This window comes from Pseudomonas rustica (genome assembly GCF_018336155.1).
GTDB classification, from domain to species: Bacteria; Pseudomonadota; Gammaproteobacteria; order Pseudomonadales; family Pseudomonadaceae; genus Aquipseudomonas; species Aquipseudomonas rustica.
Map to the genome: position 1 here is coordinate 422,354 of NZ_JAGYHF010000003.1, position 15,876 is coordinate 438,229.

At 61.3% G+C, this 15,876-nt stretch carries 10 protein-coding genes; 2 read left to right on the forward strand and 8 right to left on the reverse strand.

Features of this window, described 5'->3' with window-relative positions; translation table 11 throughout:
- The first annotated feature begins 65 nt into the window (after nt 1-65).
- The gene (locus KFS80_RS07410; protein WP_212544382.1) at nt 66-1,028 is read left to right on the forward strand and encodes an alpha/beta hydrolase; all 963 of its coding nucleotides are present in this window, start codon (nt 66-68) and stop codon (nt 1,026-1,028) included.
- Between the two features lie 148 nt (nt 1,029-1,176).
- Here KFS80_RS07410 and KFS80_RS07415 read toward each other — a convergent pair whose 3' ends face one another.
- From KFS80_RS07415 to pvdM, 5 genes are all read right to left on the reverse strand, one after another.
- Nucleotides 1,177-3,639, reverse strand: coding sequence for a TonB-dependent siderophore receptor (locus tag KFS80_RS07415; protein WP_082341413.1), 2,463 nt, complete (start codon nt 3,637-3,639; stop codon nt 1,177-1,179).
- Between the two features lie 98 nt (nt 3,640-3,737).
- A complete protein-coding gene (locus tag KFS80_RS07420) occupies nt 3,738-5,387 on the reverse strand; it encodes a cyclic peptide export ABC transporter (protein WP_212544383.1) in 1,650 nt (549 codons plus the stop codon).
- 144 nt (nt 5,388-5,531) lie between these two features.
- Nucleotides 5,532-6,440, reverse strand: a complete 909-nt coding sequence (gene pvdO, locus KFS80_RS07425) for a dihydropyoverdine dehydrogenase (protein ID WP_212544384.1) — start codon at nt 6,438-6,440, stop codon at nt 5,532-5,534.
- A gap of 35 nt (nt 6,441-6,475) precedes the next feature.
- Nucleotides 6,476-7,756 carry a pyoverdine-tailoring periplasmic protein PvdN gene (pvdN, locus tag KFS80_RS07430; RefSeq protein ID WP_212544385.1) on the reverse strand — a complete coding sequence of 427 codons (1,281 nt, stop codon included), beginning with the start codon at nt 7,754-7,756 and terminating at the stop codon, nt 6,476-6,478.
- Nucleotides 7,753-9,123, reverse strand: coding sequence for a dipeptidase (gene pvdM, locus KFS80_RS07435; protein ID WP_212544386.1), 1,371 nt, complete (start codon nt 9,121-9,123; stop codon nt 7,753-7,755). The genes pvdN and pvdM overlap by 4 nt, the downstream gene beginning before the upstream one ends.
- A 252-nt stretch (nt 9,124-9,375) precedes the next feature.
- On the opposite strand from pvdM, the gene pvdP reads away from it, so the two are divergent.
- A complete protein-coding gene (pvdP, locus tag KFS80_RS07440; protein ID WP_212544387.1) occupies nt 9,376-10,986 on the forward strand; it encodes a pyoverdine maturation tyrosinase PvdP in 1,611 nt (536 codons plus the stop codon).
- Between the two features lie 77 nt (nt 10,987-11,063).
- On the opposite strand, the gene KFS80_RS07445 is transcribed toward pvdP, so the two are convergent.
- The 3 genes from KFS80_RS07445 to KFS80_RS07455 are packed head-to-tail and all read right to left on the reverse strand — an operon-like array spanning nt 11,064 to nt 15,612.
- The gene (locus KFS80_RS07445; protein WP_212544388.1) at nt 11,064-12,458 is read right to left on the reverse strand and encodes an efflux transporter outer membrane subunit; all 1,395 of its coding nucleotides are present in this window, start codon (nt 12,456-12,458) and stop codon (nt 11,064-11,066) included.
- Between the two features lie 7 nt (nt 12,459-12,465).
- Complete coding sequence (locus KFS80_RS07450; RefSeq protein ID WP_053118862.1) at nt 12,466-14,439, reverse strand: MacB family efflux pump subunit; 1,974 nt, start codon at nt 14,437-14,439, stop codon at nt 12,466-12,468.
- Nucleotides 14,440-15,612 carry an efflux RND transporter periplasmic adaptor subunit gene (locus KFS80_RS07455; RefSeq protein ID WP_212544389.1) on the reverse strand — a complete coding sequence of 391 codons (1,173 nt, stop codon included), beginning with the start codon at nt 15,610-15,612 and terminating at the stop codon, nt 14,440-14,442.
- Between the last annotated feature and the right edge of the window lie 264 nt (nt 15,613-15,876).

Genomic DNA, 15,876 nt, shown 5'->3' on the forward strand with positions numbered 1-15,876 from the left:
GTTATACACAGAGGAGCCCTTGCGGCTCCTCTTTTGTCTGTGGCTTTTTCATAAGGAAACCTGCGATGTCCCTGCATCCGGAACTCAATGCCTTCCTCGACTTGGCCGAAGAAAGCCAGGCCGATGGCCCCGGCCCGTTTCATTTGTCGACGCCGGCTCAGGCCCGGGAAGCCTTCGAGCGCACCACGGTGCAGTTGCGCTGGGGCGCGCCGACGGATGTCAGTGTCGTGACGGTGCCGTACACCGCGCGTGATGGCGCCAGTCTGGAGCTGCGTTTATATCGGCCCGCCAATGCGCAGGCCGAGGCGCTGCCGGTGCTGGTGTATTTCCACGGTGGCGGTTATGTGGTCGGCAGCCTGCAATCCCATGACGGCGTGTGTCGCGAGTTTTGCGCGCGTACGCCGTGCGCGGTGTTGTCGGTGGGTTATCGCGTGGCGCCGGAACATAAGTTTCCAACGCCGCTCAATGATGGCGCTGATGCCTTGGCGTGGCTGGCGCAGCACGCCGTGGCTGAAGGTCTGGACATCAACCGCGTGGCGTTCGGTGGCGACAGTGTTGGCGCGACACTGGCGACAGTGTTGGCCCTGCAAGCGGCGCTCGATCCGGCTTCACTGGCAATCACGCCTTGCCTGCAACTGCTCTGCTATCCGGTAACGGACGCCTCCACCAGCAGCCCCTCGACCGAGCTGTTTGGCGAAGGTTATCTGCTGGAAAGCGAGACGCTGGAGTGGTTCTACCGGCACTACGCCAACGACGCGGCGGATCGTCTCGACTGGCGCTTCTCACCGCTGCTGGCGACGGATTACCAAGGCATGGCCCCGGCCGTCATCACCTTGGCTGGCCACGATCCATTGCTCGACGAAGGCCGCGCTTATGCCCGGCGTCTGCAAGAGCACGGCGTAACCGTGGAGCTGATCGAATACACAGGTTTGATTCACGACTTCCTGCGTCTGCAGAGCGTGGTGCCGGACATCGATAACGTCTACACCCAACTCACCCAAAGCCTGCGCACAGCCATCTCACACTAAACACATCCCCTGTAGGAGCTGCCGAAGGCTGCGATCTGTTGATCTTCAAAAGCAAAAGATCGCAGCCTTCGGCAGCTCCTACAAAAAAGCGGGTTTCAGGGCATAAAAAAACCGGGCAATCGCCCGGTTTTTTTGTCGGTGGGGTGGCTTACCAGTCGTAAGACACTTCAACCGATGCCACGCGCTCCTGGCCGTAGTAGCAACCGAACGAGTAGTTGCAGTCCGAGATGTACTCACGGTCGAAGATGTTCTGCACGTTCACGCTGGTCTGCACGCCGCGCAGGCTTGGCGAGAGTTTGCCCATGTCGTAGCTGACGGTGGTGTCGTAGACAACGTAGGACGGCACGTCGAACGAGTTCGCCGCATCACCCGGCTTGCGACCGGTGTAGCGGGCGCCGACGCCGAAGGTCAGACCGTTGAGCGAAGCCTGGGTGAAGTGATAGTTGGCCCACACCAGCGCCGAAACAGGCGACTGTGCTTCACTGCGGTTGTCTTCGTTGCCCCAAGTGTCTTTGGTGTAGAACGAGTCGAGGTAGCTGGCGGCCGCCATCACGTCGATGTTGTCGAAGGTCGATTTGACTTCCAGTTCGACACCACGCGAGCGCACTTCACCCGACTGCGCCTGGTATTGCGGGTACTCGGTGTCGCCGGTCAGCACGTTCTTCTGTTTGATCTGGAACACCGAAGCGGTGATCAGGGTCTGGTCGAACGGCTGGTATTTCACACCGATTTCGTATTGCTCGCCTTCGGTCGGCTCAAAGCCTTTGCCACCGCGCTCAGGCGCTGCAGTGCCGAGGGTCGGCAGGAACGATTCCGAGTAGCTGACGTACGGCGCGAGGCCGAAGTCGGTGACGTAGGTCAGGCCCACGCGGCTGGTGAATTTGTGGTCACGCTTTTCTTCGACGGTGCGTGCCAGCAGATCCTTGTTTTCCACTTCGGCCCAGTCCTGGCGGCCACCGATGGTGAGGATCCACTTGTCCAGTTTGATCTGGTCTTGCAGGTACACACCGGTCTGGCGAATGGTGTTGTCCCACTTGGTGTCCAGTTGCGGCGTGACGCTGCTGGTGTCGTAGTTGTTGTTCGCGCCGTAAAGGTTGATCGGCAACACGTTGTAGGCGTTGTAGCCGTCGTACTTACGGTTGAAGTGGCGATAATCCACGCCCATCAGCGTGGTGTGTTCCAGCGCGCCGGTGTTGAATTTGTATTCCAGGTTGTTATCGACGGTGTACGCGGTGTTGTGCTGTTTCCAGTTCAGCTTGACCCGGTTGGCCTGGGTGTAGTCGGTCACGCCGGCGTCATCGGTGACGAAGCTGCGCAGGTAGAAACCTTTGTAGTCATCGCGCACGTCGGTGTAACGCGCGGTGGAGCGGTACTTCAAATCTTCGGTGAGGTTGTGGGTGAAGTCGTAGCCGAAGACGTACTGGTCGCGTTTGTAGTCGTTGTATTTCGAGTCGCCGGAGAAGAATTCGCGGTCGATGCGCTCGCCGTTCGGGCCGCGCTTGAGCGAGCCGATCATCGGCAGCGCCTGATAGTCTTCCAGACCGTCGTCACGCTGGATCTGCGCAAGCAGGGTCAGCGAGGTGTCGTCGTTTGGCGTCCAGGTCAGGCTCGGCGCCAGCAACATACGCTCGCTGTGGGTGTGATCGACCTGTTGGCCGCCTTTTTTGCCAACACCAACGACGCGGTAGGTGAACTCTTTCTGATCGTCGATCGGGCCGCTGGTGTCGAATGCGCCGTTGACCCGATCGTAGCTGCCGGCCCCCAGTTTGACCTGGCTGCGCTGCTCGGTGGTCGGACGCTTGGACACCATGTTGATGATGCCGCCCGGCTGGTTCTGACCGTATAGCACCGAGGACGGGCCTTTGAGCACTTCGATGCGCTCAAGGGTGTACGGATCGATCTGCGGTGCGCCGCCGAGGCTGCCGGCGTACGGCAGGTAGGCGCCGTCGAGGTACAGCGGCGTCGGTGCAAAACCACGGCTGGTGATTTCGTCGGCGATGGCGTTGCGGTCGGTGAAACCACCGACGTTCAGGCCCGGCGTGTAGCGCAGGGCCTGGGTCAGGTTGCGTGCGCCCTGGGTCTGCACTTGCTCGGCAGTGATCACGTTGATGGTCTGCGGGATTTCCAGGATCGGCGTGTCGGTCTTGGTACCGGTGGCGCTGCGAGTCGCGACATAGCCGTCGACCGGGCCATAGGCGGATTCAACCGCTCGGCCATTGATGTTGGTCGCGCCCAGCTCCAGCGAGTTACCGCTCGATCTGCCGCGCACGGTGACGGTGTTGTCCTGCACGGTGAACATGACGCCGGTCCCCACCAGCATCTTCGACAGCGCTTGCGACGGCGACAACCGGCCGCTGACCGGTTGGCTGCGCAGGCCCTGTACGTCATCAGCGCTGTACAGCACTTGCATGTTCGATTGCGTGCCCAATGCCTGCAGTGCGCTTGCCAGCGATTGCGCAGGGATATTGAAATTCACTTCTTCAGCCTGAACGTGGGCGCTGAACGGCAAGGCGAGGGCCATGCTGAAGGCGGTAGCGCTGAAGCCAGGTTGCAACATGCGACGCATGATCAGCGCCTTGGTAAAACGTGGAATCCCCGGAATTGCTGGCATTGTGTTTCACTCTTGCAGGTTTTAATTGGGTTGTAGTTGTTATCGATTCTTAATTAGACGCACGAGCCTCAGAAAACCAGAATGAGAATCGTGGCTATTTACGCCGTTTGCAGTTCCGTGATGACTTTTCCCGCTTCCATCCGCACCAATTGGTCGGCGACATCGAAATAACGATCGTCGTGGGAAATGACGATGATGGTTTTGCCCAGACGCTTCAGGTCGGGCAGCAGCTCGGTGTAGAAGATGCGCCGGAAGGTCGGATCCTGATCCGCCGCCCACTCGTCAAAGACCAGCACTGGACGCTCTTCCAGCCAGGCATTGACCAATGCCAGACGTTTGCGCTGACCGGTCGACAGGTCGGTGGTGGTGAACGAGCCGTCACGCACGCTGACCTTGTGCGCGATCTCCAGGCGTTGCAGGTATTGGTTGGCGTCTTCGGGGATGTGCGTGTCGCCCTGCACCACGTCGTCGAACAGGTAGTAGTCGGCGAAAATCGTCGTGAACAGTTGGCGGTAATCGTCGCGGGTGAGGGCGGTGACCACTTGCTCGTTGAGGCGAATCTCACCTTGTTGTGGTGCGTACAGGCCCAGTAGCAACTTGATCAGGGTGGTCTTGCCGCAACCGTTTTCACCGACAATGAAAACGATGTCGCCCTGTTCGATCTTCAGGTTGACCGGGCCCAGGCTGAACGGCGTGGCGCCTTCGACCGCCGGGAAGCTGTAGGCGACGTCGGTCAGTTCGAGGCTGTGCACCGGGGTTTTGCGATTGCCCTGATCGCTGAGCAACAGGTGCGGCTCTGGCGAGGAGAACTGTTCCGACAACTCGGCGATGCGGCGGAAGGCGATCTGCGCGCGGCTGACAATCGGCAGCGTGCCAATCAAATGCTCCAGCGGCCCTTTCATGTACAGCAGCACCAGCACGAAGCCGCTCATCACCGCTTTGTCCGTGCTCGGCCAAAGTGATTGCAGGGCCAGCGCCAAACCGATCACGACAAAGAACAGCATCGAACCGAAGGTTTTTGCGACCACGAAGATATTCACCGAGCGAATCTGCGTGTCGCAGATTTTGTCGGCGGTGTGCTCGATACCCGAGACGAACATGCGATGACGACGTGGGCGGTGGATGCGCAGTTCCTTGGCGCCTTCAGCGATGGCGTTGTAGTGCTTTTGCAATTCGTCTTCGGAATCGCGAGCCTCCATGAAGCCTTTGATGCCGTGGCCGCGAGCGATGTACTGAACAACAGTGCCGATAATGATCGCCACCACCATCATCAGAAACATCGGCCACGACAGCATTGCCAGGTAGCCCATGCAGCCGAGTGTCACGGTGAGGGAAATGGCCAGCGGCGCGAAGGCAAAGGCGAAATCGCTGATGGTGTCAACGTCATGGGTCAGCACCGGAATCAGCCGATGGCTGCGATAGCGCTCGATCTGTTCGATCGGTGCTGAGAGCACCTTTTCGCCCAACTCTTTGCGCAGTTTGGCGATGATTTTCTGGCCGACGTAATTGGTGCCGATGTCGGAGAAAATCGAACTGACCAGTGCCAGCAGACACAACCCGGCGAACGCGGCGACCACGGTGTTGGTCAGGCCGCCCTCGGCATGCAGCACATTATTGATTGTCGCCAGCAGCACCGTGACGCTCAGGCCACCGACCATGCCCAGCAGGATCGAGCCGGCAACAATCAGACGAAAGGGTTTGAGCAGGGTGAACAATTCATTGATCACCCCGCGTGTTGGTTTGCTCATGGAGGTTCCCTGCTTGAAAGAACGGCGAAGGCCGGCATCGGTCGCGGGCTTCGCCTGGGTGCGTAGAGGGCGGGGGCGCGTCGCAATGGATCGCGCCCACCTGTAAAACGACTGGAGGGGTGGTTAATTTAAGGGGCGCTGCGGTTACAGATCGCGGGCGACCCGGAAGCCGATCCAGTCGCCGCGATCACCCGGCACCAGCGCGTTGCGGTTGCCGGAGCGGGAGAACACCGGCGCCTCGCCCCAGTCGTTGCCGCGAATGCGCTTGAATTCGCACTTGCCGGTCAGCCAGGCACTGCCGTCGCTCGGTGCGCCGACGTAGTTTTCGTTGTAGCAATCGGCCGTCCATTCGTAGACGTTGCCGTGCATGTCGTACACGCCAAACGCATTCGGCGCGAAGCTGCCGGCCGGGGCGGTGAAGTTGTAGCCGTCGGCGGCGCCATAGGTGTTGGCGTGCTTGGCGATGCTGTATTCCTTGCCTTCATCGAACGGGAAGGGGAACGGCCCGCTGCTGCCGCCACGGGCGGCGTATTCGCGCAGGGATTCGCTGACCAGTCGGTATTGTTTGCCGGTCTTTTTCGACAGCCACGCGACGTAGGCATTGGCCTCGGCGAAGTCCATGCACACGGCGGGGTGGCGGTCGGTGTATTGCTTGCGCGGGTCGCTGCCCTGATAGTCCGGAATCCCCGCTTTGCACGCGCGGCCCGGGCGGTCGTCGCCGTCCGGCATCTGGTAGCCGGTGTCCTTCAGGTAGGCGAACCATTCACCCTTGAGCACCTGAAAACGGCTGATGGCCAAGGGTTTGGCGAACGTCACCGGGTGCATCGGGCTTTCATCGGGCTCGCGGCCGACTTCGTCATCCGGGGTGCCCATGGTGAAGGTGCCGGTGGGCAGCACGACCATTTCCGGGCAGTCCTTGCAGTCCTTGAACACTTTGCCCGGCGCAGGTGGCGTGGCGGCCTGAGCGGCGCTCGGCATGAGGCCGGCGGCGAGGGCGGCGAGCACCAAAGCGGGCAGGGCTTTCAGGGAAAAACGAGGTAACTCAGTGTTCATTTCGCGTCTCGCTAAAAAGGAAAAAGAGGGCAGGCTCACAGGGCCTGGTCGAGGATGCTCAGCAAGCGGTCGATCTGCGCTTCGTTGTTGAGCAGCCCCGGTGCGGTGCGGATCACCGGGCCGACGTCACGCTCGACGGCATCGGCAACCACACGGTTGGCCATCAGGTGCGCGGCGATCTTGTCGCTGTCCTTGCCCTTGACCCGGAAGAAGGTGAAACCGGCAGAAAACTCCGGGCTCAACGGCGTCACCAGTTCGATCTGTGGGCGTTGCAGCAGACGTTTTTTCAGGTGGCTGTTGAGTTCATGGATGCGCGCCTGCACCTCGGCTTTGCCCAATTGCAGGTGCAACTTGAACGCCTCGGTCAGGGCCCAGCGGTGTTCGAAGGCGTGATAACCGCCCGGGGTCATCGTCGTGGAAAAGTGCTCAGCCTCGGAGAAGGTCGGGATGATCGGCGTGACGTATTTCACCTCCGGCGTGCGGCTGCAAACGATGCCGGTGCCACGTGGGCCGAACATCCATTTGTGTGTGCCGGCGATGAAGAAGTCGCAATTCATCTCCGGGAAACTCAGGTCTTCAACGCCAAATCCGTGCACGCCGTCGACCACGTAAATGATCCGGTCAGCATCGCTGCGCCCACGGTTGTGTTTGTCGACCAGCGCGCCGATCGCGCCGAGCGGCAGCTTCACGCCGCTGCCCGAATGCACCCAGCACATGCCCAGCACGCGGGTCTCCGGGCGGATGCTGCGGTCGATGTTGGCCAGCAGTTGTTTCTCGCTGATCGTTTGCGGATCGTCGAACAGGCGAATCTTGCGCACCTTGGTGCCTTCACGTTCGCTGCGCAGTTCCAGAATCGTGTGGGTGGCGTAGTGCTCGTGTTCGGTGGTGAGGATTTCTTGATCGGCGCGCACGTGCACGCCGCCATAAATCATGGTCAGGCCTTCGGTGGTGCTGCCGGTCAGGGCGATCTGCTTGGCATCGGCTTGCAGGTATTGGCCGGCCCACACGCGCACGTCGTGTTCGCGCTGTTCGATCACGCCGACGTCCCAGTCCATCGCCAGTCCCGGGTTTTTGTCGAGCGCGGCGCGGTGCATTTCAATGGCGTCGCGCACCGGTTTCGGGTGGCTGGTGATGAGGAAGTTGGAGAAGTGCAGGTACTCGGGATCTTGATTGAACAGCTGCTGCAACTGCGCCCATTTATCGCGCGGCAAAGGCGCGATCGGCGTGGGGGCAGCAACGCTCGGCAGGCTCGCGCCGAGTGGCAGCGCCGCCGCGAGGATTCCGGCCTGCTTCAAAAAGTCACGACGATTGCTCATGGCTTGACGGTGTCCTGAGCAGCGGCCACTGCCGGTTTGGCGGATTTCTCGACCTGATCCCAGACGCGCAGGAAATTGCCGCCCCAGAGCTTGGCGATGTCGGCTTCGGAGTAGCCGCGCGAGAGCAATTCGGCGGTGACGTTGCGGATCTCGCCAACGTTCTCCCAGCCTTTGACACCGCCGCCTTCGTTGAAGTCGGAGCTGATGCCGACGTGATCGATGCCGATCTTGCGCACGGTGTAATCGATGGCGTCGCCCAAGTCTTTGAGGCTGGCTTTCGGTTCCTCTTCGAGAATCGCGTAGAGCTGACCGGCGTACTCGCCAAACTTCTGCTCCGACCACGCGGCGATGATCGGATCGCCCGGCATCAGCGCCATGGCCAGGTTTGGCAACGGCGGCAGGTCGTAGCGTTTGCGCAGTTCGTTGAGCTTGTCCTGAGTGCCTTGGGTCAGCGGGCGCAGGTACTGCGAGAAGCCGACGATCTGCACCACGCCGCCACTGTTTTTGATCAGCTGCATTTCCTTGTCGCTGAGGTTGCGCGGAATATCCACCATCGCCCTTGGTGCGGAGTGCGACGCCACCAACGGTGTGCGGCTCAGTTGCGCGACTTGTTCAAGGGCCTTGGTCGACATCTGCGAGACGTCGATGATCACGCCCAGATCGTTGAGGCGTTTGACCGCTTGCTTGCCCAGATCCGAGAGGCCATCGAGGGCGTCCGGCGAATCGTTGAAGAACGGCAACGGCCGCGACGAGTCAGCCCAGTCGTTGTTGCCGATGTAGCTGAAACCGAACATGCGCATGCCACGCGCCGTCCACAGATCCAGCAAGTTGAGGTCGTGGCCGAGGGGGTAGGCGTTGAGCATGCTGATGAAAATCGCAAACTTGCCTTCGCCGTGCAGGCGGCGGAAATCGGCGGGGGTGTAGGCGATCCCGACCTGATTGGGGAAGTCGCGCACCATGCCGGAAATGATCTTGTAGCGGATCTCCTGCTGGTTGCGCGCCTCGTCGACGAAACCGGCGGTGGGTTTGTGCGGGGCGTTGGCGCCGTTCCAGATTTCCGGCCAGCCGAAAATCGTCAACGCTGCACCGGACAGGCGACCACGGTTGGCTTTGACCAGGTCGAACTGGCCGCTGCCGTCCTTGTCGACCTCATTGCCGGTGGTGCCGAAATCCTGGGTGACGGTGATGTGGCTGTCGAACGAGAGCATGTGCTCGTGCAGCGCTTCGGCCTGCTGCATGACTTTGTGCGGGTAGCCGGGATTGTCCTTGAACCAAATGTCCCACACCGCAAAAGCAGCGCCGGCGCTGACCGCCATAGCCAGCGGCAGGCCGATGAAAAGAGCATTTTTCGAACGTGGTTTTGTCATTGCCATCTCAGTCAGGTTCGCCGTCGAGGTGCAGGCGCAGAGGCCTTTGCTATCTGGGAAGAACGAGTGGATGGCCGTGGAATTTAGGTCGCCGGGTTAAAAGATCGCAGCCTTCGGCAGCTCCTACAGGGATATACATTGCATGTAGGAGCTGCCGAAGGCTGCGATCTTTTCAAACCCACATAAATTTACCCGCGCAGCAAACGTTCTAGCTTGGATAAAGCCTGCTTCAGGGCTGACACAGGTAGGGCAATGAGGATTTCTCGACGATGGTTCATGGCAGGCCTGGCGTTGACCGGCGCTGCCGTTCCGGCGGCTTATTTCGGGCACCGTGAATGGACGAAGCCGGATCCGACGATCACCCCCGGTGAGGCGTCGTTCGATGTCGCCGACGTGGCCGGGCAGCGCTTGTCCAATGCCTTGCGCGGTGTCTGGAAAATTCGGTTTACCGGCACTGACGCCGGCCTCGATGGCTTGCCGGCTGAAGGGCTGGAAGTGTTTCTCGACATCGGTCAGAAGGGCCGGGGCGTCAATGGCTTCCTCGACACTGCCGAGCGTTTGCGCAGTGACGAAACACCTCGTTACCGAATTCTTGGCGATCTGGCCGGGGCAGAGGCCTCGAAACTCAGTTGGCGGTTGCTCGGCACGGACGGTCGCGTCGATTACGAACTGAACATGATCCTCGATGAAGTCTGGGCTGACTTCGGCAATGCAGGCAGCGGCACCCTCAGTGGCACGGTGCATCGCCTCGATCGCCCGTTGGCCTTGCCCGCGCAGGACAATCGCTTTATCGCCGTCAAATGCCTGTTCCCCGAAGCCCGCCAGCGCACGCCGTTGAATGCGCCGTTGCTGGCATGGTTGGTGTCACCCGAACATCGTCTGTTCCATCAGGTCTGGCACGCCACCCGCGACAAATGGCACACGCTGCCCGAGGACAAGCGCAATGCCCTGCGCGGCCTCGGCTGGCAGCCCGGGCCGCGTGACCAGGAGCGGGATGCGCGTGGCACGCACAAGGATCGCAACGGCTCCGGCATCGATTTCTTTTTCATGCACCGGCACATGCTCGGCACAGCGCGCTCGATGATGGATCTGCCGTCGTGGCAGTTTTTCCCATTGCCGCAACCGGAGCTGATCCGTGATCGCCAGGGCTTCGCGCGCTACTTCGACAACCACGATGGCACGGCCCTGCCGCCGACCTGGCTGGCGGCCGAAGATGACGAATACACCCAATGGGTCAGCGACCTGAAAACCGCCGAGACCTATCAAAGCAATTTTGAAGTCTGGGAATCGCAGTACCGCGATCCGCAATATCTGTCGAAGCTCACTTTGGGCCAGTTTGGTTCAGAAGTAGAGCTGGGCCTGCACGACTGGCTGCACATGCGTTGGGCGTCGGTGCCGCGTGACCCTTCCAACGGTCAGCCGGTGCCGCTGGCGCGTGATCTGGATGACTTCGCCGCCCGCTGGTTCGCCGCGGAAAACGATTTCCTCGGCGACCCGTTTTCATCCCATGTGAACCCGGTGTTCTGGCATTTTCATGGCTGGATCGATGATCGCATCGAGGACTGGTATCGCGCGCACGAGCGCTTCCATCCGGGCCAGGTCACGCGCCTTGAGGTCAACGGCGTGAAGTGGTTCGCGCCAGGTCGCTGGGTGGAAATCGCTGATCCATGGCTGGGGCCGGATACGCACGGTTGCAGCACTACACCGGGCTTGCAGATGGGCCGATCAGTGGAGATGGATCCGGAAACCATGAAACTGGCCCTGCGCATCACCTTCGGCGAAGACGAAAACAAACTCGCCAACCTGTTCCGCCGCGTGCCGCAACGGCCGTGGTATGCGCGCAATCTGAAAGCCAAGGCTTAAAGCAAAAGATCGCAGCCTTCGGCAGCTCCTACACTGATCCCTCGTAGGAGCTGCCGAAGGCTGCGATCTTTTGATCTTCAGAAAACCCGCCACCCACCCCCAAGCGCCTTGTACAGCGCGATGCTCGCCTGCACCCGCGACAGCCGCAGTTGCACGTTCAGATCTTGCGCTGCATACAGCGTGCGCTGGGTTTCCAAAACCGTCAGCAAGTCTTCGGCCCCGGCCTGATAACGGCTTTGGGCGATGTTGAAAGCGGTCTGCGCCTGACTCAGTTCTTCGCTCTGCCACTGGCGTTGTTCGTCCAGCCCGCGAATGCTGTTGAGGGCTTTTTCGACGTCGGCGAAGCCGTTGATGATCGCGCCGCGATAGGTTTGCAGCAGCTCATCCTGACGCGCCGTGGCCTTGTCGCGCTCAGCGCTGAGGCGGCCGTTATTGAAGATGGGTGCGACCAGCCCCGCAGTCAGGTTGTAGAAAGGGCTGCGGATCAAGTCATCAAATTTATCAGCGCCAGAGCCGAGCTGCGCCGTCAATGTGACAGTGGGCAACATCGCGGCGCGAGCGACTTTGACGTCAGCCTCGGCGGCCGCCAATTGTGCTTCGGCGCGAGCAATGTCCGGGCGATGGGTGAGCAAATCGCTCGGCACACCGCTGGCAATCCCCGGCCATTGCAGGCGATCGAATGATTCCTGATTGGCCGCGAGTTGCTGCACCGGTTGGCCGAGCAGGGCGGCGAGGCTGATCAACGCATCCTGCGCCTGTTGTTGCACCAGCGGCAGTTGCCGTTGCTGGGCGGCGACCAGGCTTTTCTGCTGCGCCAGTTCCAGCGCTGTCGCCGAGCCGGAATCAAACCTCGTCTGCACCAGTTTCAGCACGCTTTGCGCGTTAGCCAGATTCAGTCCGGCAATGCGGCTCTGCTCACGCAACGACAAGGTTTGCGCATAAGTATTGGCAACGCCGCTGAGCAACGTCAGCTCAACGGTCGCGCGATCAAATTCGCTGGCCTGCAACGCAAATTGCGCACTGTCGCGAGACGCCTGTTTACCGCCCCAGAAATCGATCTCGTACGTCGCGCTCAAATTGGCATCGAAATAGTCCACTGCCTTGTTATTGCTGTCGGCATCCAGCTGGCTATAACCCTTGCCGCGCAACAGTTTCTGCCGATTGGCATTCAGCCCGGCCTTGACCTCCGGCAGCAACGAGCCGCCAGCAATCACCGTGCTGGCCTGCGCCTGCTGAACGCGCGCCACCGCAGCGGCAAGGTCAAAACTGCCGACGCGAGCCTGTTCGATCAGACGATCCAGCTCCGGGCTGCCAAACTGTGTCCACCATTGCGGGTTGTTGCGGGCGACGCTGGCGCTGTGTGGCGATTGCCACGCAGCGGGGGCTTGCACGCCGCTGTCCGGGCGCTGAACGGGACTGCCGCAGGCGCTGAGGAGCAGGCACACGGTCAACAAACTGAGGCGCGGTTTCATAGATCGATCATTCACTGGTAAGGGCCGTGACCGGGTCGAGCCGGGCAGCTTTGCGGGCCGGCATGAAGCCGAAGACAACACCGGTCACAAGGGCGCAACCGAAGGCGCCGAGCACCGCGAGCAACGAGAACGCCACGGCGATATCGCTGAGGATCAACACGCCGCCAACGATCAGCGCGAGGGCGATCCCGGCGATGCCGCCGACCACCGAAAGCATCACCGCTTCGGTGAGGAACTGGCGGAGGATGTCGCGTTGGCGCGCGCCGGTGGCCATGCGAATACCAATCTCGCGGGTACGTTCGCGGACGGTCATCAGCATGATGTTCATCACACCGATACCGCCGACCAGCAGCGAGATCGCGGCAATCGAGCCAAGCATCAGCGACAGGGTGTTTTGCGTGCGCGCCTCGGCCTGAATCATTGCGGCGTTGTTGGTCAGTTCGAAATCCTTTTTGCCGTTGTGCAGACGCAGCATCAGCTGTTCGATGGCGTGTTCGGCCTCTTTGACCTTGCGCGCATCGGTGGCGGCGATGGCCACGTATTCCGGATCGTGGGTGCCGAACAGGCGCACGCTGGCCGCCGAATAGGGCACGGCGATGCGGTCGTCACTGTCGGAATCACCGGAGCTGGCGCCTTTTTCCGCGAGCACGCCGACCACCTGAAACGGCACGTTTTCGATAAGAATGTATTGGCCGATCGGGTTGGCCACGTCCTTGAGTAATTTGTTGCGCACCTTATGGCCGATCACCGCGACGGCCGAGGCGTTTCGCTCGTCCTGTTCGGTGAAGTAACTGCCTTCCACCACCGGCCAATTGAAGATCGCCGGGAAGTTGGTGTCGTTGCCGCCGACGTAACTCAAGTGGTCGGCATTGCCGTAACGCACGCCAGCCTCGGTGCCGATCACCGGCATGATGCGTTGCACTTGCGGCAGGCTCGCCAGCGCGCGGACATCGTCGAGGGTGATGATTCCCGGTGGCGTGCGCGGGTTCGGCGCCGAGCCGCTCAGGTACAGAATGTTCGAACCGAACGCGCCCATTTGCGCCATGACCTGGCGCTTGCTGCCTTCACCGACGGCGAGCATCACCACCACTGAAGCCACGCCGATGATGATGCCGAGCAACGTCAGCGCGGTGCGGAAGCGGTTGATCCACATCACTCGCCACGCCGCGTGCAGGGCGTCGACCAGCTCGCCCTTCCAGGCGCCAGTGGCTTCGGCACCTTCGCTCAGGCGCTTGCGCAAGTCGACCGCTTGCAAGGCGCCGGGGTTGGCGCTGGTCTGGGCGTCGGGGTTGTCTTTGGCGCTGTCGCTGATGATCAGGCCGTCGCTGATTTCGATGATGCGTTTGGCCCGCGCCGCCACTTCGCGGTCGTGGGTGATGAGAATCACCACATGGCCTTGACTGGCCAGCTCGTCGAGCAGCGCCATGACTTCTTTGCCGCTGTGGCTGTCGAGGGCGCCGGTCGGTTCGTCGGCGAGAATGATGTGGCCGCCGTTCATCAAGGCGCGGGCAATCGACACCCGTTGCTGCTGACCGCCGGACAACTGATGCGGACGGTTGCCGGTGCGTTCGGCGAGGCCGAGACGGTCGAGCAGGGCGGCGGCCCGGGCATGCCGTTCGGTGGCCGGAGTGCCGGCATAGATCGCCGGCATCTCGACGTTTTCCTGGGCCGAGCCGGACGGAATCAGGTGATAACCCTGAAACACGAAACCGAAGGCTTCACGGCGCAGCCAGGCCAATTCATCGCTGTCGAGGCCGGCGACGTTTTCCCCGGCGAAACGGTATTCGCCACAGGTCGGTCGATCGAGGCAGCCAAGAATGTTCATCAGCGTCGATTTGCCGGAGCCGGACGCGCCGACAATCGCGACGAATTCGCCAGCGTGGATCGACAGGTCGATGCCGCGCAGCACGTGAACTTCAGGCGCGTCGCCGCCACCGTAGGATTTGCGAATGTCCTGCAGGTCGATCAGGGGCGTTTGCATTCAACCCCCGCTGCCAGTGGCCGGGCCAATCAGCAAGTGATCGCCTTCACTGAGGCCATCGAGAATCTGCACCTTGAGCCGGTCACTGATGCCGGTGCGCACTTCGCGCGATTCGATGTTGCCGTTGGCAGCGACCACTTGTGCGGTCTGCCGGTCAGCTTTGACGCCGCCTTGCAGGGCGGCGACTGGCGCGGTGAGCACGTCTTTGGCCTGATTGGCGACGAAGAACACCTGCGTGGTCATTTCCGCCATCAGCGCGTTGTCGGCGTTATCGACATCAAGCAGAACGGTGTAGAGCACCACGCGCGCGCTGCCGCTTTTGCTGGTGCTGGTCGGGCTGCCGCCGCCCTGGCTGGTTTGATCGAGGGGTTTGGGCGGCACCGGCAGAATCTGCCGCACGGTGCTGCTCCAGCGCCGATTACCACCGCTGAGCGTGGTGAAGTAAGCGCTCATGCCCGGTTTGACGTGACCGATATCCGCCTCGGAAACCTCGGCCCACACGGTCATCGGCGACAGTTTGGCGATGCGCAGAATCAGTGGCGTCTGTTGCTGGGCGTTGAGGGTCTGGCCTTCGCGCGCATCGAGAGCGACCACGGTGCCGGCCATTGGCGCGTAAATACGTGTGTAGCCGAGTTCGGCTTGATCGCTGCGCAGGCTGGCTTCGGCCTGGCGGATCTGCGCCTGGAACATGTCGATGCGCGCTTGCGTGGCTTTCAGTTCGGCGCGGGCGGTTTGCACGTCTTCTTCGCGGGTTGCGCCGCCGGCAGCGAGGTTTTGCTGACGCTGATATTTCTGCTGCGCCAGCTCATGCTGCGCGCGCTGTTCCTGCAATTGCGCCTTGAGGTTCTCCACCGAGAAGCGCCCGGCGTCGAGTTTGGCCTTTTGCGTCGACGGGTCGATTTCCACCAGCAACTGGCCCTCTTTGACCACGTCACCGACTTCGACGTGGATCTTCTGAATCTGCCCGGAAGCCTGCGCACCGACATCCACATAGCGTCGCGGTTGCAGGGTGCCGAGGGCGGTGACGCTGCTTTCTATATCGCCGCGCGACACTTGCACGGTGGCGAATTTATCCCGCCCCGGCGGCAACATTTGCCACGCGGCATAGCCGACGACGGGGATCAGACAAAGGACTACGAGCAGGGCGCGTCGGGCGGGGCGGGGACGTTTCATGCAGGGTTCCGGCCAGTGGAATTCGGCCCGTCGTCCGGCCGCCGCGCACAGAGGGGGCAGCGCTGAACGCTGTCGCGGGGCGCGACAGATACGGGGAGCTGTCCTGTAAACGAGGAAAGAGCGGCGGAATTTAAGCGCTGACACACGAAGTAACAGCTATAGCGCAGCACTATTTATCGGGCAACGGCAAACACCACTTTAAATCTATATGAGAATTACTATAAATTACGCACCTCAAGTTGCCACTATCTTGCTACTGCGTTT